The sequence below is a fragment of the Polyangium sp. 6x1 genome, assembly GCF_029946515.1.
In the GTDB taxonomy this organism is placed as follows: Bacteria; Myxococcota_A; Polyangia; order Polyangiales; family Polyangiaceae; genus Polyangium.
The window spans coordinates 26,307-47,299 of sequence record NZ_JARZHH010000032.1 but is presented as its reverse complement, the minus strand read 5'-3'; the positions used below and the strand labels follow the sequence as shown (position 1 = coordinate 47,299).

Genomic DNA, 20,993 nt, shown 5'->3' with positions numbered 1-20,993 from the left:
GAACGATCCAGGCGGATGGAAGGGGTGCGGCCTCCTGGAAGGACCTTCCCGAACGGGTCGAAAGCATAATGGGACAGGTCCTTCGACCTCGGCGAGGCGGATGAAACCACCTTCCCGGGGTCGCCCGAGTGCCCGGATCTTGTTTACCTTACAATCTGACAGGTGCGGGGAGGGGTTTTGGGGTGGTTCGAAGGCGGTTCGGGGGGTCGATCGACCTCCCGCGGGTGGTTTTGATCAGCCTGGCTGGATGGATTCAGTGCCCGCGGGTGGTTGGACGTTGCTGCCGCGGCGGGCGGCGGCTTCGCGATAGGCGTCGAGGGGGCGGAGGGCGGAGCGGGCGGCGGTGACGCTGGATTCGTCGTCCTCGTCGACGGAGGCGCAGACCTTGGTGGCGTATTCGACGATGGCGCGCCCCATGGCGCGGACGTGGTCGGCGAGGTTGACGCCTTCGGCTTGCTCGCGGAGGAGAACGCCCTGCACCATGGCGCCATACTGCTCGTGCTGGGCGCGAACGTTGTCGAGGAAGATCTTGCCGGCGATACGATCGATGTCCTTTTCGAGCCCCTCCTCGTCGATCCGCTTGAGGATGGTGTCGGCGGTGGACCATTGCACCGCAAACGTGTCCTTGAGGAAGGAGAGACCGTCGGGCCCAAAGAGAATGGTCACGAGCTCTGCGGCGCGCTTGGCGTCCTGGTATTTGGCGACCGGGAGGTCGGCGTATGCGAGGAGGCGCATGCGCAGGGCGCCCCAGGAGGCGTCGCCGGCTTGATCGATGAGGCGCGCGGCGTCGTCGGAGACCTTGCCGAGGGCTTTTTGGCGGATGGCGAGGGCGGTTTGGGCCTTGTCGGCCGTGGTGTTGATTTTGGCGGCGGATTTCAGGAGGGCCGCGGAGGCGTCCTTCGGGCAGGCGGCGAAGAGGGCGCGGCTGAGGGTAATGCCGGCCTCGGCGGTCATGATGGGGGCGCGGACGTAGAGGGTGGGATCCGGGGGATCGAGGGACATGGTGGGGGAGGATACGGGAGGTGGGGGTGGGAGGGGAAGAGGGATTTGTACGGGGTTGCTCAGTTGAGCTTGGGGTTGCCGGGAGAGGGGGGCTTGAGGTGGGGAGGGAGGCCACGGGCGCCTGTCAGGTCAGCGTCTTTCAGGTTCGCACGTTGCAGGTTCGCGCCTTGCAGCATCGCGCCTACCAGGTTCGCGCCTAGCAGGTTCGCGCGTTGCAGGTTCGCGCCTTGCAGGTTCGCGCCTACCAGGTGCGCGCGGAACAGGTTCGCGCCTTCCAGGTCCGCGCCTACCAGGTGCGCGCGGAACAGGTCCGCGCGTTGCAGGTCCGCGCCTTCCAGGTTCGCGCCTTCCAGGTTCGCGCCTTCCAGGTTCGCGCCTTGCAGCATCGCGCCTACCAGGGTTGCATTCTGCAAATTTGCGCGAACAAGATCGCGGGAATGAAGAATGCATAGCGCCAGATCGAGCCAATCGAGACAGTCAAGGACGAGCCTGCTTCCCGCACCACGCTGTCCGAGCAGCCTGACAATCCAGGCTCCAGCGCTCTCCGGATCCGGCCACTTCACTTCGCTGACTTCCTGCGTGGCCCGCGCACACGCGCACAAGCTCGCGAGGAGCGCCTCCTCTGCGTTCCGGGCTTGGCGAACATCCTCGGCGAACGTCAACAGGCGAGGGGAAATGGCTTGCATGGGCATCCCCGTCCGCAGCATTCGTTCGATGACCCGCGCCAGCATCCCCTGCCATATCCGAGCCTTCTCGGCCCCTGCGAGCGTGACCTGATCACATAGAAACCGATGGATGCTCCCATCCATGGCAGTCGGGCCACAAAGCGTCACCCAATGCCGTAGCGCGTCCCCTTCGTCCCAGCCCCCCTCCCCTGCCTCGTGCCTCTCCAGCTCTCCCTGCATGCGAATGAGTAGCCGCTCGATCCGCAGCGCCACGAGGTACTCGCTAAAGCTCTTGTGCGTGAACTCGAACGCCTCATCTCCACCAGCCGTACGGCCCGCCTGTCGGAAATAGAACGCGAGCAGAAGCTGCATCACTCCGGAGCCCCGTCGGTCCTCGCAATCTTTCACGAATTGCTTGAACTTCCCTTCCAGGGAAAGGCGGGTGCCTATCTCCGCTACGGTCGCCGTTCGTCCGTTGCCGTGCCACGCCGCGACGGCAATCTCCTCCAGGGCGCGCCCGAAATCGCGTCGCTCGAATGCTCGTGTCGCAGGGTGGGGAGACCGGCCAGCATAGGCCCGCTCGTAGACTTCATCTAGCAGATCGCCGTAGATGAGATTCCGGTTGACGTTCTTCGAGAAGTCGATGTTCCCCCGTGCATAGCTCCGGGCAACCAGATAGCCGAGCAGCGGCTGCGCGGTAACTTCATCCAGATCTTGCCGATATAGTTCCTCGGGCATGTCCGCGTACGTGCCCCCCGTGGCTGCCGCAAAGCCCCTCCACCAGGCATCCCGCTGGTCCTCTGCCAGGAACTCCTTCGGATCCACATACGCCTCTCTCCGCCTTTCGTGCTCGGGGACGTAGTACGGCAGCAGCGTCAGCACCTGCCCCGCCTTGCGCAGCAGGTCACTTCCCTGCTGCACGGCCACCTCGCGCCCCTCAACCAGGATCTGTACCCGCAGCCGCTCGTGGTTGCGCCGCTCCACATACCGCCGCGCCTCCTCCAGGAACCACCGCGCCCGCTCTGCTCCGGTCTTCCCCTGCATCGATAGCTCGTCCAGCCCATCGAAGATCAGGAGCACTCGCTCCTCTCCTCTTTGCTGATCGAGCGGGTTGTCCGGCAAGCATTCCGTATCTCGAACGAATTTGCCCACAATGTCCGCGATGTCGCCCTGCGGATCCACGCGATGCATGGGCACCAGCAGCACCCGCTTCCCCTTGGCGGCCAGCTTCGCCGCGAACATCTTCGCGAACGACGATTTGCCGGATCCCGGTCCGCCACAGATCACGCGCAACGCATCGTCCTTGTCACCTCGCTCGACCCAGGCCCCGAGCTCATCATTGAGCTGCACCACGATACGCCGAACCTTGTCCCGCAGGATTCCTCGCGACGCTTCCGTTTCCCTATCCTTCCCCTCCTCCACCCGTTGCTCGAAAAACGCACGCGGTGGCACATAGACGAGCGCCAAACCAAACGCCTCATCCAGCATCCGCTCATTGATCGACCGATTCAACCGAGCTGCATACGCGTGCCACGCCCGCTCCCGCTCGGCCGCGGGTGTGAACGGCGTGTCGAATGCGCCCTTTACCTTCGCGTATGCCTCGGGGCGGCGCCCCCACTCCTCGTGCAGCGCTTGCACGAAATAGCTCGGAAGCCGACCGCTCACCGCGCGGCTTGCGGCATCGGGCAAATCATGTTTCCGAAGCCACTCCTCGAACGTCGGCGCGATCATACGAAGGAGCGGAAAGTCTTCGGGCCGCTCGAAGAACTTCGAGTCGATCGCGAGTTCCTGCTCCGCAAGCGCCACCTTCAACGTTTCCCCGAGAACCTCGGGGTCCCCGACCGGCTGGATCGTCAACGTCTCCGCCAGCTCCCGCACGAGCTCACGCATCGCCTGCACGAGCGACCGGAACACGAGCTCCCACGCCAGCTCCTCGGGCTTCGTCTCCAGCCCGAGCGACACGGCAGCATCCGCCCCCGCGAGCCCGACCTCGGACCAGTTCTGCGTGACGCCCCCCGCGACCCCGCGCCCCAGCGCCTTGAACAGCTCCTTGATGTTGAGCGAAAGCGGCTTGTTCCAGATCGAAATCGGCTTCGTCAACGCGACCGAGGTGCCCTTCCTCTTCCCCATCCTCGCCGCTTCGCCCACCGCCGCACGCGCGTCAAGCACGTGCCCCCTTGCTCCTCCCCTTCCCCTGTGAAACCCTGCGCCCGATGCCCGACCCGCGGCTGCTTCCTCCCGATCCGCTGGCGTTCGTCCAGCGCTGCGTCCGGTCGGGGAGCATCCTCTGGACGCATCACGTGAACATGCGCTTCGGTCAGCGCCGCGTCACGCGTGACATGGTCCTCGATGCGGTCGACTCGTTCGAGATCATCGAGGCGTACCCGGACGACAAGTATCTGCCGAGCTATCTCGTCCGCGGCGAGCAAGCTTCGAGCGTGTTCCACGTGCTCTTCGCGGTCGATGTGGCAGAAGAGAACGTGCGGGTCGTGACGGCCTACCTTCCCGATCCCGCAAAGTGGGACCCCGGTTTCCGACGACGGAGGCAACGCCCATGATGTGCACCACCTGCGGCAGCGACCTGGAGGAACGGGTCACCGATCTCCCGTTCAAGCTCGGGGATCGCTCCATCGTCATCATCAAGGACGTACCCGTCCTCCAATGCCCCCACTGCCACGCCTACCTCCTGCGTGACCCCGTGATGGCCGAGGTCGAACGGCTCCTCGAATCCACGAACGAGGGCGCAGAGCTCGCCATCCTCCGCTACGCAGCCTGACACTCCGTCTTCGCAACCCCTCGAAACCATTCACCTACTTTTTGCTGCGCTCGCGCCCCCACCTCTGATACCATCGCGGTCGAGCCATGACCCAGCTTGCCGCGCGTGTTGGTGATGCGCACACCTGTCCGGCGCATGTCGGGGGGCCGATTCTGCCGCCGGGGTGTCCAACCGTCGTCATTGGGGGACAGGCGGCCGCGCGGATCGACGACCTCTGCCAATGCCAGGGCCCGACGGACGTCATCAAGACAGGCGCGCCCACCGTGCTCATCGGCGGCAAACCCGCGGCGCGCAAGGGCGACCTCACGCGGCACGACGGCGTCGTGGCCATGGGGTTTGCCACGGTCCTCATCGGACCCCTCGCGCCCGGCGACGCGGTGGCCTCGCTCTTCACCGACGAATATCTGTCCACGCTCGTCGGCAAAGAATGGCAAGGGGCGAATACCGAAAAACTGAAGAAGGCGATGGAGACGCTCTGGGAGCATCGCCACGACCCGGACAACCCCGCGGTCGCCGAGGCCCTGAAGGACATCGCCGAGGCGCGCGGCAAACCCCTCGATCAGATCCAGCAGGATTGGCAGAGATATCAGGCCGCGCTCGCCGAGCAGGAGCGGATCGCCGCCGAGAAGGGCATCGATCCGCCGCCCGGTATCAACAACTTCCTGCACGGCGATTTCATGGGGTCCACGTCGCAGCTCCGGTATGGCCAGGTCGCCGGGGATGCGCTGGGGATGGATCCCGTGTTTGGCTCGCTCTTGAACCCGACGGGTGGGCTCGTCGGTCCGGGCAATGCGGCGGTCGACGGCAACGACTCCGCGATCGGGTATCACGGCGCGGTCCACGATGCCGGCGGATATCTGTACAATTATCACAATCAGGGCCCCGGATATGATTACCTCGGGCTCGAAGGGCGCGACACGTCGAGCCCGCTCTCCGGGCAGCGGGCCGGGATCTCGTACTGGCGTGACCAGCTCCCCGATCGCAGCGGCGGACAGAAATTCACCGACGGCGCGGGCGACGTGATCATGGATGGAGTCGTCGGGACCGTCGACGGGGTCTCGAACGCCTGGGAGACCACGAAAGACGTGGTCGGAGACGCGTACAACGGCGCCAAGGATTGGGCCTCCGACACCTGGAACAGCCTGTGGGATTAGGGCGACCGATGAAATCTTTCACGCTCGAAATCGAGGAGCTCGCGACCCTCGCCGGATTTCTGAACGCGAAGAAGCTCGTCGGCCTCGACGCATCGCTTTTCTCCGTGTTCTCCGAGGAGAACCTTCCGCGCCTCGTGGCCAAGCTGAACGAGCACGGCTGGCTCACGCCGGCGGAACGACCGGGCACGTATCACTTCAACGAAGACCTGATGCAGGCCCTGGCCGTCGCCGTGGCCCCGGAGTTCGCCGTGCTCGCGCGCTCGGAAGCGCAGGCGAAATCGATCGTGTTTTACCTGGCCGGCGACGAGATCACCGAGATCGTGATCACCGCGGATCGGGCCGTCGTCGCGCGCATCGAGAGCCAGGACGAGATGGTCGCGCAGATCATGGCGTTCCTGCAGGGCGCGTGGCCCGGGGAGATCGCGGTCGCCCGCGTGAAAGGCGAGGCCTTCGACGCGGGGCGCCGTGCGAAGATCGATGCGCAAGGGATCATGAGCACCAAGACGCCGGGGCTCTTGCCCGGCGATACGTGGAGCGCCGAGAACGTCAGCGCGTTTTTGCGCGGCGCGATGGCCGAGCTACGAGCTCCGCGAGGGTAGACGCCGCACCACGGAGACCGAAAGCTCCCTCGACGGGGTAATGGTGATCCCCCGGATCTCGGCCTGGGCATTCGCGCCCGCCGGGACCCGGAGCTCCACGCGTTCGAGGATCCGCGCGAGCACGATCCGCATTTCGACGCCGGCGAACGCCATCCCGAGGCAGGTCCGCCTCCCGCCGCCGAACGGGAAGAAATGGTTCGTCGGGGCCGAACCGGGCGCGAGGAACCGCTCGGGCCGGAAGCGCGCCGGGTCGCCCCACGTGTCCGCGCGCCGGTGCGCGAGGGCGATGCAGGCCCACACGATCGTGTCGGACGGGATGTCGTACTCGCGGATCCGCATCGGTCGCTTCAGGTGCCGGCCCACCGCCGGCGCGATCGGCGTGATGCGCATCGCCTCCTTGATGCACGCGTCGAGGTACACGAGCTCGCCCGCGCGCGCAGGATCGAAGGGGTTGTCCGAAAAGACGCGCTCCCTCTCGGCGCGGATCTCGGCGAGCACCTCCGGCCGGGAGAGCACGTGATAAAGCGCCCAGGTGAGCGTATTCGCCGTGGTCTCGTGGCCCCCGACGAGCAACGTGACGAGCTCGTCCTGCACGTGCGCCACGTCCATGAGCGCGCCGTCCTCGTAGCGGGCCTCGGCGAGCAAAGCGAGCACGTCGGAACGCCCCGCGGCGCCTTCCCTGCGGCAGCGCTCCACGTCCTCGCGCAGGTATTCGAGCACCTCGGCCTTGGCCGCCCCCCATTTCTCCCATGGGAGCAGCGGCCTCCGCGGCACGGGGCCGCCCGCGAGGCGCCGCCGCACGGCCCCGTCGAGCAGCGAGCGCACGCGGTTCGCATTGAGCAGCGCCGAGGCCATGAAAAGCGCGGGCGTCATCGCTCCATTGAGCCACGTGAGCAGCGGCCCACGAATGCGCGCCGCGCGCCTGTCGTCCTCGGCGCCGAAGACGCAGCGGAGGATGACGTCGAGCGTGATGTCCTGGAGCTCGCTGTGAATGGCGAGCTGCTCGCCGGGCTCCCAGCAATCGACCACGCGGTCGGTGGACGTGCACATCGAGGTGGCATAGGTGCGCAATCGTTCGCCGTGCAGGTGCGGCATCATGAGCTGGCGGTCGCGGTGGTGCCGATCGCCGTCGAGGAAGAGCAGCGAGCTCTCGCCGATGTTCATCGGGAACGACTGCTGTCCTTGCGCGTAATCGTCGGGCTTGAGCGCGAAGATCTGCCGCACGATCGCCGGATCGCTGCTGACCACGCGGGGCGGGTCGCCGGGCAGCCGCAACGTGAACACGTCGCCGTAGCGGCGGACGCAGTCTTCGAGATAGGCATACGGGTCGCGACCGAAGCGCATCGCCTGGAGGAAAGGCGGCTCCTCGGGCCCAGGGGGAAGCGTTGAGCGCGTGTGCATGGTCCGTAGGGTAGCCCAGGCCCCCGCGCTCGGCCGCCGAGGGGCCCGTGTCGACCCTGGACGTCGCGCCCCCGGACGCGGTCGAAATCGATTTGGACGAACGCTTCCCCTTCCCCCTCCGCTCGCCTTCGCGTTATCCTCCGGGCCTGCATGGCGTCTGCTGCTCTCGCCGATCCCTTCGCCTGGGTGGGCCAAACCATCGACGGCAAGTTCCGCGTCGAGGCGGTCGTCGGCGAGGGCGGGTTCGGCATCGTCTACCGCGCTTTGCACCTCGGGCTCGGCGAGCCGGTCGCCGTCAAGTGCCTCAAGATTCCCTCGAGCCTCGCCCCGGACGAACGCGAACGTTTCCAGCAGAGCTTCCTCGAAGAAGGGCGCCTGCTCCGCAAGCTCTCGCGCGCGACGCCCGCGGTCGTGCAGGCCCTCGACGTCGGCGCCGCCGTCGCCCCGAACGGCGTGTGGGCGCCGTATCTCGTGCTCGAATGGCTCCACGGCGAGACGCTCGAAGCATTCCTCGCGCGCCGGAACGAGGGCAACCAGGGCGGCCTCCCGCTCGCCGACGCCGTCCGGCTCCTCGAACCGGCCGCGCTCGCGCTCGCGGCGGCGCACGACGAGGGAATCGCGCATCGGGACATCAAGCCCGCGAACCTCTTCCTGAGCGACGCGAACCTCGTGGGGGGCCCGGCCGCCCACACGCCCCTCAGCACGCTCACGATGAAGGTGCTCGATTTCGGCATCGCCAAGGTCATCGCCGACAATGCCTCGATCACCCGCGCGATGGAGCAGACCGGGAACGCGCCCTCGATGTTCACGCCGTTTTACGGGGCGCCCGAGCAGTTCAATCGGAGGTTCGGCGCGACCGGGCCCTGGACCGACGTGTACGCCCTCGCGCTCGTGCTCGTCGAGCTCTGCACGGGAAAGAGCGCGCTCGTCGGCGACGACGTCACGCAGCTCTACATTGCCACGACCGACGCCTCGATCAGGCCCACGCCCCGCACGCACGGGCTGCGCACGAGCCACGCCGTCGAGGCCGTTTTCCAGAAGGCGCTCGCGATCGAGCCGCGTGGTCGATACACCTCGGCGCGCCTCTTCTGGGACGCGCTGCGCGAGGCGCTCGCAGCGCCCATCGAGGCGGACGCGCCCGGCGAGACCGCGCCCCCGATCGACGCCGACATCCGCGATCCGCTGACGACCTCGCCCCAGATCACCGAGGCGCGCACGGCCAAACCCGCCTCCTCGCGGCGCTCGCTTTTCGCGGCGATCGGCGCTTTGACGTTCGTCACGGCCGCCGTCGCGGCGTCCGTCGTGATCAAGAACCGCGGCGAGGTCGAGCCGACGCCGACGGCCTCCCGCATGGGCCTCGAGCTCGGCCACGTGGAGCTGCCGAGCTCGACGGCGGACATGATCCTCGTGCCCGCGGGCAGCTTCACGATGGGACACGCGAAGGAAGGGAAAACCGAAAAACCGGCGCACTCTGTGACGATCTCGAAGCCGTTTTACCTGGACCGCACCGAGGTGACGGCGGAGGACTATGCGCGTTGCGTGGCCGCGGGGAAATGCGCGCGGAGCAGCGTGCACGGGGCGGGCGTGGACGAGGCCGAGGCCACGAAGTTCGCGCCGTATTGCACGGAGGCCGATCCGGCGAAGGCGCGCCACCCCATCAATTGCATCGACCATGGGCAGGCGTCGAAGCTCTGCGCGTTCCTCGGCAAACGTTTGCCCACGGAGGCGGAATGGGAGTACGCCGCGCGCGGCAAGGACGAGCGGCGCTTTCCCTGGGGCGAGGAGCCCGTCGCCTGCACGTTCGGCAATTTCGCGCGCGCGGCCGGCCAGTGCACGGGGCGGGAAAAAGGCACGATGCCCGTGGGCTCGTTCCCCGATCACGCGAGCCCGTTCGGCGCGCTCGACATGGCCGGCAACGTCTGGGAATGGGTCGCGGACGGCTTCGATCCGGGCGCCTACACGAAAGGCGAGCGCAAGGATCCGCTCGTCACCACGGGCGCGAAGGGCGTGATCCGCGGCGGCTCCTGGGATTTCGCGTCGAGCGCCGCCAAGACGACGACGCGTTACGCATTCGACCGCGCCACGGGCCACGTCAGCACGGGCGTGCGCTGCGCCAAGAACGCCGAATGACATGCAAGACATCCTCGCCACGCTCTGCGCCGCGCTCCTCGCGGCCCGAACGTTCGAGGGCGCCGCGGGCGCCACGCTCGCGCCCATGCTCCGCCTCGCGTCCGAGGGCCTCGCCGCGGGTCGTCACACGGGCCGCGGGCGCATTCTGCGGGGCATGGTGCACCTGCGCCCCGGCGACGGATATCGAGGCCTCGTGGTGATGGAGCAGGGCGCGGCAGCGGCGCGGCCGCTCGAAGCCGGCACGCCGGCGCACCTGCCCTCGGCGTCGGCATGGCGATGGGTCGCGACGTACGGGTGCGCGGTGACGATCGACGTGACGCTCGGCAAGGTGGAGCCGCACCTGGAAGGGGGCGGCGTCGTGGTGCGCGAGAAGCTCGCTGGGCCGGAGGTGGCCTTCGGGCGCGAGAGCGCAGCGAGGTTACTCGAACGCGCGGCGACCCACCTCGCCGTCGTGCCGCTGCGATTGCCAGGCGCGGTGATCGGGATGATCTCCCTCGAAGCCGATTGCCAGGCAGCGATCGGCCGGCCCTTCTGGGGGCACGAATTGCTCGGGGCGCTGCAGCTCGTCGCGGACGTCGCGGCGCCGCACCTCGCGTCGTTGCCGATGGCGCCGCCGCCCCCCGCGGCTCGGGACGAGCTCTTGCCCGTGCTGGGCGCGAAAATGGCCGGGCTCGTGCAAATGGCGCGCGTCTTCGCCGAGCAGGAGGAGACGATCCTGCTCGGCGGCCCGACAGGCGCGGGGAAATCACGCATCGCGCGCTGGTGCCACGCGCAATCACGCCGCAAGGCCAAGCGCTTCGAGGCGCTCGATCTGATGACCGTGCCCGACGAGCTGCAAATGGGCGAGCTCTTCGGGTGGAAGAAGGGCGCCTTCAGCGGCGCCGTGACCGACAATCCCGGGGCCGTGGCTCGCGCCGACGGCGGGACTTTGTTCATCGACGAGATCGACAAGCTCTCGCTGAAGGCCCAAGCAGGGCTCTTGCAGGTGCTCGAGGAGCGCCGGTATCGCGCGCTCGGCGATGGCTCGGGCGAGCGGCGCGCGGACGTGCGGTTCCTCGTCGGGACGAACGCGGACCTCGGCGCCGCCGTCGTCGCCGGCAAGTTCCGCGAGGATCTTTATTATCGAATCAACGTGCTGCCGGTGAAGCTCCTGCCGCTCGACGAGCGCGCGGACGAGATCCCGGAATGGGCGCATTACATGCTCCAGCGGCGGCACGAGGAGAGCGTGCCCGAGGGGCGGGCGCACGTCGCGCCTCAGGCAGCGCGGGCGCTCGTCGCGGCGCGCTGGCCGGGCAATCTGCGGCAGCTCGACAACATCATCCGGCGCGCGTACGCGCTCGTTCTGGTGGAGCAAGGGGGGCTTCCGCGCGAGATCACGCTGGAGGCGCGGCACGTCGAGCGCGCGCTCGGATACGAGGGGGGCGGCGGAGCGAAGGAGCCGGCGTTCGCGCAGATCCGGCGGGCCGCGGAGGCGGTCGTCGACGAGGCCGAGAGGCGCGAGGCGGCGGGAGAGGCGCTGGATCTCGATCTGGCCGAGGCGTTTCGCGGGGTGGTGCTCGGGACGGCGGCGCGACGCAAGAACAGCAAGGAGGCGGCCTTCCGGCTGCTCGGCAAGGCGGGCGTCGTGCAGAACCGGAACCACCAGAAGGCGTTCCGGCGGGAAATCGAGAAGGTGAACGCGCTGCTCCGCGCGCTCGGGCAGGACGGAGAAGGGCCCTTCGACGATCTCGTCGAGAAGGACGAGAAGTAGCGTCGCAGGCGACGGCGGCGCGTCGGCGGGGACGCGGGCGCGTTCGGAGGCGAGGAGCGCGGGAACGGGCGCCCGGGAGGCGTCGCCGGCTCCGCGGGCGCGTCGTGGTGAACGCTGGAGGAGGACGGGTCCCCTGCGGGAGCGCTGAAAAAACGCGGTGGATGGGCAGGAACGCGGGGCGGGCGGGGCTGGCCCGCGCCTTGCGATAGGGCCCTGTCGAAGCGCGTCGGCGCCGAGGGAATCGCGCGACGCACACAGGGAGATACGTTTGTCATGAATGAGCATTCTTCTTCGATGGGCCGTGCGCATGCGACGTGGAGCGGGGCGGCGCTGCTGCTCGTGGCGGGGACGCTGGCCGTCGGGCCGGGTTGCGCCGAGGTGGAGGGGGTGGCGACGGAGGAGATGACCGAGGCGGAGATGGCCGAGGGGGAGACGGCGGAGGCGCCCGCGGCGGTCATCAGCGCGCCGAGCCGCGTCGGGCCTTACGGGGTGGCGAAGCTCGCCGACGGGACGCCGGCGATCGTCGATGGGAATGGCCAGCGCGTGGTCTTCCACGGGGTTTCGCGGCCCGGCCTCGAATCGTCATGGCACGGCGAGGGGCCGAGCCAGCCGAGCCTCTACATCCCCGTCCCGAATCCGCAGATCTCCGGCGGCACGCGCCTCACGCCGGGCATCCACCCGGACGAGTATGCCCACATGAAGCAATGGGGCTTCGATACGGTCCGGCTGCCCGTGTCCTGGGATTATCGCTGCTATGGCGACCGCCTCGCGGACGCCCTCAGCGCGAATCCCGACGCCGATCTGCCCTGCAACAACCCCGCGGTGTGGGAGATCTACTGGCAGATCATCAAGGACAACGTGAGGAAGATCCAGGCCCAAGGGATGGACGTGATCATCGACGTCCGATCCGACGCGAGCGTGCGGGGCTCCGACGGCATCAAGGAAAACGACTGGAATCACATGCCGCACGTGTGGACGGCCGAGGACGGGACGGCGCAAAACGTCTTCATTGGCCGGAACCTGCAAGGCCAGAACATGTACGGCAACGTCGGGCTCGGGAGCTTCCTGCGGCGGCTCGGGCACGAGCTCGGGCACAAGCCGGGGCAGCCGAATGACGGGATCGATCGATCCCGCGTCGTCTTCGAGATCTTCAACACGCCGCACGTGCCTTGCACGAACACGGCGGACTGGTCGGAGGACGAGGTCTGGCGAATCTGGCTCGACGGCACGAAAAACCCGGACGGGTCCTACGGGACCAAGGCCTGCACATTGCCCAAGGCGGACGGGAGCGGGAGCGTCACGAAGAACTTCAATTACGCAGGGATGCGGGTGCTGTACGAGCGCGTGCGCGAGTTCGGCGCGCAGAACGTGGTGCTCGTGGGCGCGATCGACGGGGTCGACCTGCGGCGCGTGTGGCAACCGCAATACCAGATCACGGGCGCGACGAACCTCGCGTATGCGGTCAATCCGTACGTCTGGTTCGCGAAGGAGAACGGCGTCGCGGGCGTCGAGAACATGGCGGCGTTCGAATCGCTCTTCGATCAGTACTTCGGCTACCTGGCCGCGCAATCGCCCCTGTTCCCCGTGGTGATCACGGAGTTCGGGTCGGGCGAGCCGACCGGTTGCACGAATGATCAGGAGGTCGATTTTCTGCACATGGTGCTGCTCTATGCGAGCCGCCCCAACCGGCAGTTCGGGTGGGTGGCGTGGTCGTGGTTCTTCCCCGAGACGCAGGCCTTGCGATGCGGCTATTACAGCTCGCTCATCGACGGATGGCGCAGCCCCACGGGAGGGGCGCCTGGGCCGAGCATTCTGGGGCGCGGGGTGGTCGAATTCCTGAAGGCCACGCAGTACATCTGGCCCGAGGTGACGGTGCAGAACGATTTCACCTGTGACCCGAGCCTGCCCGGCACGCTCACCTGGGCCATGAAGTACGCGCTTCCTGGGCAGTGGGTGCGCTTCGCTCTGCCGCGTGACACGAACGGCAATACGACCGTGCAGACCTCGTGCAACCTCCCGCCCATGAAGTGGGGCGTGCGTATGGTCGGCAATTCCCCCTATGCGCAGGGGGTGTGCTCGGGTGGACGCACGACGATCGACGGCACCATGGCCCCCGGCCACGGGCTCGTGCTGGAGGGGAACAACGACCTCACGAACGTCACGGTGCAACATTTCCCCGGCACCGAGATCGTCGAGCTCCCGCCGTACCAGAGCACCAACAACGACTGGTGCGTACAGACGGTCCCGTGACCGTCATGGGATGAATTCGGCGCGTCCGTGGACGCCGCCGGCGACTTCCGGTAGACACAATCGAGTTCCCATTTCCACAGACCATCACGAAGACGGAGGTTTCCTTGTTCAACGGACCGTTCGCCGACAACACCACCCTGGAAGTCGTGCTCAATGGCAACCTCGTGGGGTACGTGTTCGCATGCCCGCCGAGCATTCCCAATGAGCGCGTGCATCAGGAGCAGCGCTGGGTGCTCTATGACGGCGCCCTGCCCTTGCCTTCCACGGGAATCACCCTTCGCACGCCGCAGACCCTGCGGGAGCCGCTCACGACCCTGGAAGCCTGGAATGCGACCTGGCCGGATCTCTGGCGCAAGGGGGCCCATTACGTGAAGGTCTACAGCGCCAGCTACGCCTCCATCAGCACGGCGGCGCCCCCCCCGGCGCCGACCCTGTCCATCGCGCGGTCGGTCGGTATGGCGATCGAGGAGAGGATCGGCGTGGCCCTACCGACGAAACGGACCTCGAAGGCGCTCGATGGCAGCACGGCGACGACGGCGGAATGGGGACCGGCAGGCGGGGGGCAAACGGGCGGCGGCGACGAACGCGGCCAGATCGATTATCGTTTCCAGTCGGGCGTGCCCATCGCGGCGTACGACCCCACGGCCTACGGGCAGATCCGTGGATACGTCTTCGGCACGGCCATCCCCGCGACGACCAGCTACCGCACGAATGTGGAATACTGGACGCTCCTGCCCGACTATGCCCCCCCGGGGAGCAGGAGCGGCGCGAGCCAGATGCCGCTCGAAAAGGTGGCGCAAGACGAGGCGGGTCTCGTCGGGGTGGTCATCGCCAATCCCGGCCGGATCTTGCCGAGGACCGTGGACAGCGAGTCGGCGTTCCGGCAGTTCTCCAGCGCGGTCTGGAAGGAAGGCTCGACCTACGTGATCGCCGCCTGCGCTTATCTCGACGCGCCGCCCGCCGACCCCTGATCCCCCTCGATCGCCGCCCGCGCCTCGTCCACCGAGAGCACCTCCATCCGCATCGACCAAAACGCCGGCGGGACCCCCGCGCAGAGCTCGGGCAGAGACGCACGAAAACGATCCCGTACGTCCTGACGAACGAGGCCCAGCATGCCGAGCATCTGGATCCCGAGCCCCGGCACCGGGCACGCGGCGATCTGCGTCGCGAGATCCCGCGCCTCCCCCTCCCCCACACGGCGGCCGCATGCAATGGCAAGGGATTGCGCGAGGAGCGACGCCCAGCGTTTGCCCATCCCCGTCCAGATGCGCGTTGCCCGCTCGGCGAGCGCCCGCGCGAAGTCCCGATCACCGCCGCGAAAAGCGACCGCGCCCTCGTTCATGCAAACGAGCCCCTCGAGATCGGGGACGCCGAGCCGCTCGACGGCGTCGAGCAATTCCCGATCGGGCGCGTGGACCCGACACGCGCGATACCCGACCGCGCGGAGGAGCCACTCCGCCCGCGCCTCGAGGTGCGCGTGCCGGCACCTCTGCGCGAGGTCGCGCGCCTCCGTCGCATACGCCGCGGCTTCGTCGAATCGAAAGGTCTCCATCCGCGCCGAGGCCGCATTGTCGAGGGCAGCGATACGCGAGGCGAGGAAAGGCTCTGCCTCGGCGACGCGGAGGTGCAGCCGCGCGGCGTCCTCGAAATGGCCATCCTGGTACGCCTTGCGCGCGAGCCCCGCGTCGAGCACCAGGCGCGCCGAGGGCTCGCCCGTCGAAGTGGCCCACGATTCGACCTCGCAAAGCACGACCTCGAGCCGCCGCTCCGGCGCATTCGGGCCGCGCCGCGCGCTCGCGATACGCAGGCGCTGCCGCCACGCCTCCAGGCGGACCTCGGCAAACGGGGCGACGGCGTCGGCCATCGCGAAGGCACGATCGGCCCCCGCCGCGAGCGCGAGCGCCGCGCGCACGAGCGCTTCGAGGTGCGCGACGTCCTCGGTCCGGGGGCGCGTGCGGCAGAGCTCGTAGAGGATTCGATCGAGCGCGGAGGGCGTCCCCTCGGAGAGCGCGACTTCGGCCCACGAAACGAGCAAGGCCTGCTCGCGCGAAGTGGCGCGGGGATCCTGGGCGAATGGGCTTTGCCGGACGAAGAGCAGCCCCTCGCGGATCGCCGTCACTGCGCGGCCGAGCCGCCCCTCTTCGGCCGCTCGGCGCCCGCTGGCCTCGGCTTCGAGGGTGATCTCGATGCATTCGTCGATCGAGCCGCCCTCGGCCGCGCGGAGCAGGCGCAAGAGCCGCCCCTCGGTGCCAGGCGCGCGGCGCGCGGCGAGGGCGCGGTGGATCGCCCGCACACGCGCCGTCGGCAGGCGCGGCGCGAGGCCGAGGTGCAGCAGGAAAGCATTCTCGCCCCTCGGGTGTCCCCATGGAGCGAGGTCCATGAGCTCGGCGACGAGCGCCTCCGCGGCCCATGGCAGATTGCCGATCGCCGCGGCGACCTCCAGCGGTGGATACTCGGGCAGCCCAAGCTCGATGCAGGCCACGAGCTCCTCGAGGTGCGGCGGAATCGGCGGGGGTTTGTCCAGGGACGGAGGCGAGGGCTCGGGCGGCATGGCTTCGAGCTGATCGAGCGCGCCCCGATCGACCACGAACGCGGCGCCATCCCAGCGCGCGAGCCCCGCGCGCGTCCAGCCTTCGAGCTCGTTCACCACGCGCGCGGCCACGCCCCCCGTCCGCGCGTCGAGCACGCGCGCCGCGTCCGTTTGCAGGTGAAAGAGCCGCTCCGGTCCGGCAAACAGCGGGCGGAGGTCGCCTTCGTCGAGCAGCCGGAGCGGGATCTCCTCGAAATCTCTCCAAGGGTCTTGCCCCGTGACCAGGATCGCGCCCCATCCGCGCGCGCGCTCGATCGCCTCGCGGGACCAGCGATCGAGCTCCTCCACGTCGTCGACGGCGAGGACCACGCCCGCCGCGAGCAGGGAGCGCAGCCGTTCGTCCACCCACGACGAGACCGCGCCGAGCGCGCCCTCACGCGGAAGCGGCCCGATCACGGGCGCGAGGCTCTCGTAAGGCCTGGGCGAGGGCGGAGCGCGGAGCACGGTACGTCCCTCGCGAGAGAGCGCCTCGACCGCCTCGGCGAGGGCGCGGGAGCGACCCGTGCCCGGCTCTCCCACGAGGTAGGCGAATTGGTTTGTCCGGCCGGCGTCGACGAGCGCGCGCACCGGCCCCTCGCCGCCGAGGCGAGGCAACGTCGTCCTTTGCGCGGCCTTTTGCCCTCGCAGGATCCCGAGCGCCTCCGCGGCCGAGCGCGGCCGATCCTCGGGCTCGAGGGCGAGCATACGCTCGACGAGCGCGGAGACCTCCTCGGGGACGCCGGGGGCGATCCGCGCGAGCGGCTCGGGGCGCTCGGTGAGACGCGCGATCATGAGCGCCTGGAGGCTCCCCGCGTGGTGCGGCAATCGCCCGGCGAGCGCCTCGTAAAGCAGCACGCCGAGCGCATAGAGATCCGTCTGCGGCGAGACCGCTTCGCCGCGAAGCTGCTCGGGCGCGAGGTACGGAAACGTGCCCTCGATGTATCCGGCCGGCGCATCGTCCTCGCCCGACAAACGCCCCGAGGAGAGGCCGAAATCGAGGATCGTCGGCCTCCCGTCCGCGCCGACGAGCACGTTCTCGGGCTTGAGGTCGCGATGAACGATGGCGGCGGCATGGATACGCGCGAGCGTCTCCAGCACGGCAACGGTGGTGCCGGCCATCGCGGGCCACGCAACAGGGAGGGCGACGCCGGGGAAGGGCAAACCCGCGACGAGTTCCATCACGAGGAACGGGCATCCTTCTTCCGTCCCCTCGTCAAAGAGGCGCGCCACCCCGGGCAATCGCAGGAGCCGGAGCGTGGAGATCTCCCTGCGCGCGCGGGCCGGATCCGTGGCAGACCCCGCGCGCAGGAACTTCACCGCCACGACCTCGCCGGCGAGCGTATCCCGCGCCTCCCACACCTCGCCGTGCCCGCCGCGCCCAAGCTCGCGGAGGAGCTCGTAACGATCGGCGATCCGAGCGGCAGGCCGGGGTTGAAAGCCTACGCCGGGATCGCGGTCAGCCGAGGCGTGCAGGGACATGCGCCAATTGCGCCGAGCGTAGGCGTCGCACGGATCCGCGTCAATCTGCGGCGCCGTCCTTCCAGCGCTTCGGCAAGCCTGCCAAGGCGTTGGAGGTCTGCCGACGCATTGGAGGTAGCCTTGCCCTGTCTCGTTTTCGCGTTTACGACCAGGGAAGCTCGAAGACGAACGAGGAGGCAAACATGGCCATCATCCCGGCGAAGTACACGGCGAAGGATTATTCGGCGCTCAAGGGCCTGCAGGGCATCACCGACGATCAGGTCGCCGTCCATCTGACGCTTTACAATGGGTACGTCACGCGCTCGAACAAGCTGAACGAGACGCTCGCGTCGATGGTCGCCGACGGCAAGGCGAGCACGTTCGAGTACAACGAGCTGAAGCGCCGCGCAGGCTGGGAAATCAACGGCGTGCTGCTCCACGAGTACTACTTCGACAACCTCACGTCGAAAGCCACGGACGGCAAGGACACGCGGTTCGCGGAGGCCATCGGGCGGCAGTACGGCAGCTTCGACGACTGGAAGAAGGACTTCCTCGGCGTCGCCAAGATGCCGGGCGTCGGCTGGGCCATCACGTATTTCGACCCCACGCGCGGCCAGTTCGACAATTACTGGATCGACCGCCACGACGTCGGCCACCCCGCAGGCCACCGCCCGATCGTGGTGCTCGACCTCTGGGAGCACGCGTGGAGCGCGTACCTGAAGCCCACCGAGCGCGCGAAATACCTCGAGGATTTCTTCGCGAACGTGAACTGGAGCGTCATCGACGCGCGGCTCTGATCAGGGCTCTACCGGTGGCAGACCGACCCTGAGCATCGCCTTGTTCGGCACCGTCTCCACGAGGCCGACCCAGACGCCCGTCGCCTGCTGATAACACACCTTGCCGCCCGGCAATTCGCGCCCGAGGCTCACGTCTTTCGTCTCGCTGCCGTGACGAACCGTGACCCGGGCCATGGCGATGTTTCGGTCCGCGGCGACGGGCGTGTATTTCACCTCTCGCACCGTGACCTCGACGCCTTGCTCGAAGGCGAGCGCCTTGTTCACTTCGATGCCCACGCCCGCGAGCGGCGCCTTGCCCGGCGTCGACGCGGGGCCGAGCCAGCGCACGTTTTGCACGACGGGCGGCTGCGGGCCCTCGCATTCCATCGACGCTTGCGTGGGCGACGCCGGACCGTCCAGCGTGGCCTCGGACGAGGTCCCGCATCCGAGCAGTCCGAGCCCGAGCATTGCCGCGAAAAACCCCCGCATGATGTTCCTCCGTGCTTCCATGATGATCAGCCCGGGCGAACCCCGGCGATGTTGCACCCGAGATCGGCCAGCGCGAAGACCGCGGCCCCGAACGCGCCCGCGCTCTCGGAGCTCGCGTTGCCTTGCAGGCTCCGCTTGTAGACGCCCTGCGCGATCGCCGCCAGGCGGAAAATGCCGAACGCCATGAAATAAGGCCAGTCCTCGATCTCGCCCCGGCCCGTGAGCTTGCAATACATCTCGACGATCCCCTTCTCGTCGGGAATGCCGAGCGCCCCGAAATCCGCGCCGACGAGGCTGCCGCGCCCCGGGAGCGCCAGGTGATACCCCATGCACAGATACGCGAGATCACTCACCGGATGCCCGAGCGTCGAGAGCTCCCAGTCGATGATCGCGAGCGCGCGAGGCTCGTTCGCCGCGAAGATCACGTTGTCGATGCGATAGTCGCCGTGGACGAGCGTGGTCTCGTCGTGCTTTGGCGCGCTCTTGCCGAGGAAGGCCATGAGCGCCTCCATCGCGGGCACGTCGCCCGTGCGCGAGGCCTCGTACTGGCGCGACCAGCGCTGCACCTGGCGCGGGACGAACCCTCCGACCTTGCCATAATCGCCGAGGCCGACCGTGGCATACTCCACACGGTGGAGCGCGGCGAGGGCGCGGACGAGGTCGTCGTAGATCGCCCGGCGTTCGTCCGGGCCGCTCGTCCCCGGGAGCTGCGGATCCCAGAAGATCCTGCCCGGGACGTGGCGCATGACGAAAAACGGCGTGCCGATCACGGCCGGATCCTCGCAGAGCGCGAGGGTCTCGGGCACGGGCACGTCCGAGCCGGCGAGCGCGCGCATGACGCGGTATTCACGCTCGACCGCGTGCGCCGAGGGCAAAAGCTCCCCCGGCGGCTTCTTGCGCAGGACGAGCTCCATGTCGCCCTCGGGCCCCGAAAAACCGATCCAGTACGTGGGGTTCGACTGGCCGCCCTGGAACTGGAGCGCGGTGACGGCGCCGCCGCCGCGACAAGCTTCCACGTTCGCCGCGAGCCAGCGCGCGAGCGAGGCTTCGTCGATGCGGTGGGCTTCACGCGGAGGGCGGGCGCTCTTCGGCGGCACGAGGGGCATGGCGAGGGGCTTATAACACGAACGCCCCCGCCGTCGTCGATTGGAAAGACAAGCGGCGCGGGGGGGTCAGCCGCGGCGGCTCGCCATGAGTTGCGCGAACGCCTCGCGGCTGTCGGCGAGGACGCGCGCGACGTGCGGCCGCTGGACGATCCGCTCGACGTACGCCGCGACCTGGGGCACGTCGGCGAAGATGTCCGCGCCGAACACGCGCTGGGTCCCCGCCGCGATGAGCGGGAAGTGCATGGCCGCCGCGCAGTCGGCCAGAGTGAACTCGGCGCCGGCGAGGAACGGATCGAACTTCGCGAGCTGCAAGAAGGCGCGGACGCCCTTGGCGAGATCAGCCTTGATCGCGGCCTTGGCCTCGTCGGAGAGCGGGGCGCCCATGAACGCGGCGGGGTAGGTGCGGCGCGCGACGAGCTCGACGTTGAGCTCGAAGACCTGGATGAGCTCGCGGACCTTGGCGCGGGCGAACGGATCGCGCGGATAAAGGGGGTTGTCCGGGTACGCCTCCTCCAGGTACTCGCAGATCACCTGCGACTCGCAGATCACCCCGTGCGGCGTCTCCAGGAAGGGCACGCGGCCCATGGGGGATCGCGCGAGATACGCGGCATCCTGGGAGGGAAAACAGCTCGGATCCTCCTCGTGCGGGATGCCCTTCTCGAGGAGCGCGAGGCGGACCTTGTTGTGGTAGTTGCTGATGCGAAAGCCGCAGAGCTTCATGCGTCGAAATCCCTCTTTGGTTGGGCTGCAGGTCAGAGCCGGGACGGGAGGATGGATCGGATGCGGGCTCCGTGGGAAGGGGGTCGCAAAAACCACGCGGATGTTCGCGGGTTTGAACGGGATGGTCGGGGGATCCGTTCCGCGCTAG

The 20,993-nt window shown here is 68.3% G+C and carries 16 protein-coding genes; 9 read left to right on the top strand and 7 right to left on the bottom strand.

Annotated features, from left to right (window positions below):
• Positions 1-234: 234 nt before the first annotated feature.
• Both QHF85_RS27265 and QHF85_RS27260 read right to left on the bottom strand, forming a co-directional pair.
• A complete protein-coding gene (locus tag QHF85_RS27265) occupies positions 235-954 on the bottom strand; it encodes a hypothetical protein (RefSeq protein ID WP_281330256.1) in 720 nt (239 codons plus the stop codon).
• A gap of 107 nt (positions 955-1,061) precedes the next feature.
• On the bottom strand, positions 1,062-3,836 hold the full coding sequence (locus QHF85_RS27260) for a pentapeptide repeat-containing protein (protein WP_281330255.1): 2,775 nt from the start codon (positions 3,834-3,836) through the stop codon (positions 1,062-1,064).
• Between the two features lie 44 nt (positions 3,837-3,880).
• On the opposite strand from QHF85_RS27260, the gene QHF85_RS27255 reads away from it, so the two are divergent.
• From QHF85_RS27255 to QHF85_RS27240, 4 genes are all read left to right on the top strand, one after another.
• Entirely contained in the window at positions 3,881-4,225 is a 345-nt protein-coding gene (locus QHF85_RS27255) for a DUF4258 domain-containing protein (protein ID WP_281330254.1), read from the top strand.
• Positions 4,222-4,443, top strand: a complete 222-nt coding sequence (locus QHF85_RS27250) for a type II toxin-antitoxin system MqsA family antitoxin (RefSeq protein ID WP_281330253.1) — start codon at positions 4,222-4,224, stop codon at positions 4,441-4,443. The genes QHF85_RS27255 and QHF85_RS27250 overlap by 4 nt, the downstream gene beginning before the upstream one ends.
• An 86-nt stretch (positions 4,444-4,529) precedes the next feature.
• The gene (locus tag QHF85_RS27245; RefSeq protein ID WP_281330252.1) at positions 4,530-5,597 is read left to right on the top strand and encodes a PAAR domain-containing protein; all 1,068 of its coding nucleotides are present in this window, start codon (positions 4,530-4,532) and stop codon (positions 5,595-5,597) included.
• 8 nt (positions 5,598-5,605) lie between these two features.
• Entirely contained in the window at positions 5,606-6,196 is a 591-nt protein-coding gene (locus QHF85_RS27240; RefSeq protein ID WP_281330251.1) for a hypothetical protein, read from the top strand.
• Here the strand turns inward: QHF85_RS27240 and QHF85_RS27235 are convergent.
• Complete coding sequence (locus QHF85_RS27235; protein ID WP_281330250.1) at positions 6,176-7,597, bottom strand: cytochrome P450; 1,422 nt, start codon at positions 7,595-7,597, stop codon at positions 6,176-6,178. The genes QHF85_RS27240 and QHF85_RS27235 overlap by 21 nt on opposite strands.
• 150 nt (positions 7,598-7,747) lie before the next feature.
• On the opposite strand from QHF85_RS27235, the gene QHF85_RS27230 reads away from it, so the two are divergent.
• The 4 genes from QHF85_RS27230 to QHF85_RS27215 all read left to right on the top strand — a co-directional run bounded on the left by QHF85_RS27230 (position 7,748) and on the right by QHF85_RS27215 (position 14,698).
• On the top strand, positions 7,748-9,727 hold the full coding sequence (locus tag QHF85_RS27230) for a bifunctional serine/threonine-protein kinase/formylglycine-generating enzyme family protein (protein WP_281330249.1): 1,980 nt from the start codon (positions 7,748-7,750) through the stop codon (positions 9,725-9,727).
• Position 9,728: 1 nt separating this feature from the next.
• The gene (locus tag QHF85_RS27225) at positions 9,729-11,477 is read left to right on the top strand and encodes a sigma 54-interacting transcriptional regulator (protein WP_281330248.1); all 1,749 of its coding nucleotides are present in this window, start codon (positions 9,729-9,731) and stop codon (positions 11,475-11,477) included.
• A 294-nt stretch (positions 11,478-11,771) separates the two neighbouring features.
• Positions 11,772-13,727: a cellulase family glycosylhydrolase gene (locus tag QHF85_RS27220; RefSeq protein ID WP_281330247.1), complete on the top strand. Its 1,956-nt coding sequence runs from the start codon at positions 11,772-11,774 to the stop codon at positions 13,725-13,727.
• A 104-nt stretch (positions 13,728-13,831) separates the two neighbouring features.
• Positions 13,832-14,698, top strand: a complete 867-nt coding sequence (locus QHF85_RS27215) for a hypothetical protein (RefSeq protein ID WP_281330246.1) — start codon at positions 13,832-13,834, stop codon at positions 14,696-14,698.
• On the opposite strand, the gene QHF85_RS27210 is transcribed toward QHF85_RS27215, so the two are convergent.
• On the bottom strand, positions 14,668-17,775 hold the full coding sequence (locus tag QHF85_RS27210) for a serine/threonine-protein kinase (protein ID WP_281330245.1): 3,108 nt from the start codon (positions 17,773-17,775) through the stop codon (positions 14,668-14,670). The two genes, QHF85_RS27215 and QHF85_RS27210, sit on opposite strands and share 31 nt — an antisense overlap.
• A gap of 182 nt (positions 17,776-17,957) precedes the next feature.
• On the opposite strand from QHF85_RS27210, the gene QHF85_RS27205 reads away from it, so the two are divergent.
• Positions 17,958-18,551 carry a Fe-Mn family superoxide dismutase gene (locus QHF85_RS27205; protein ID WP_281330244.1) on the top strand — a complete coding sequence of 198 codons (594 nt, stop codon included), beginning with the start codon at positions 17,958-17,960 and terminating at the stop codon, positions 18,549-18,551.
• On the opposite strand, the gene QHF85_RS27200 is transcribed toward QHF85_RS27205, so the two are convergent.
• The 3 genes from QHF85_RS27200 to QHF85_RS27190 all read right to left on the bottom strand — a co-directional run bounded on the left by QHF85_RS27200 (position 18,552) and on the right by QHF85_RS27190 (position 20,845).
• A complete protein-coding gene (locus tag QHF85_RS27200) occupies positions 18,552-19,019 on the bottom strand; it encodes a hypothetical protein (protein ID WP_281330243.1) in 468 nt (155 codons plus the stop codon).
• A gap of 26 nt (positions 19,020-19,045) precedes the next feature.
• Positions 19,046-20,125, bottom strand: a complete 1,080-nt coding sequence (locus QHF85_RS27195) for a phosphotransferase family protein (protein ID WP_281330242.1) — start codon at positions 20,123-20,125, stop codon at positions 19,046-19,048.
• 66 nt (positions 20,126-20,191) lie between these two features.
• Positions 20,192-20,845: a glutathione S-transferase family protein gene (locus QHF85_RS27190; RefSeq protein ID WP_281330241.1), complete on the bottom strand. Its 654-nt coding sequence runs from the start codon at positions 20,843-20,845 to the stop codon at positions 20,192-20,194.
• Between the last annotated feature and the right edge of the window lie 148 nt (positions 20,846-20,993).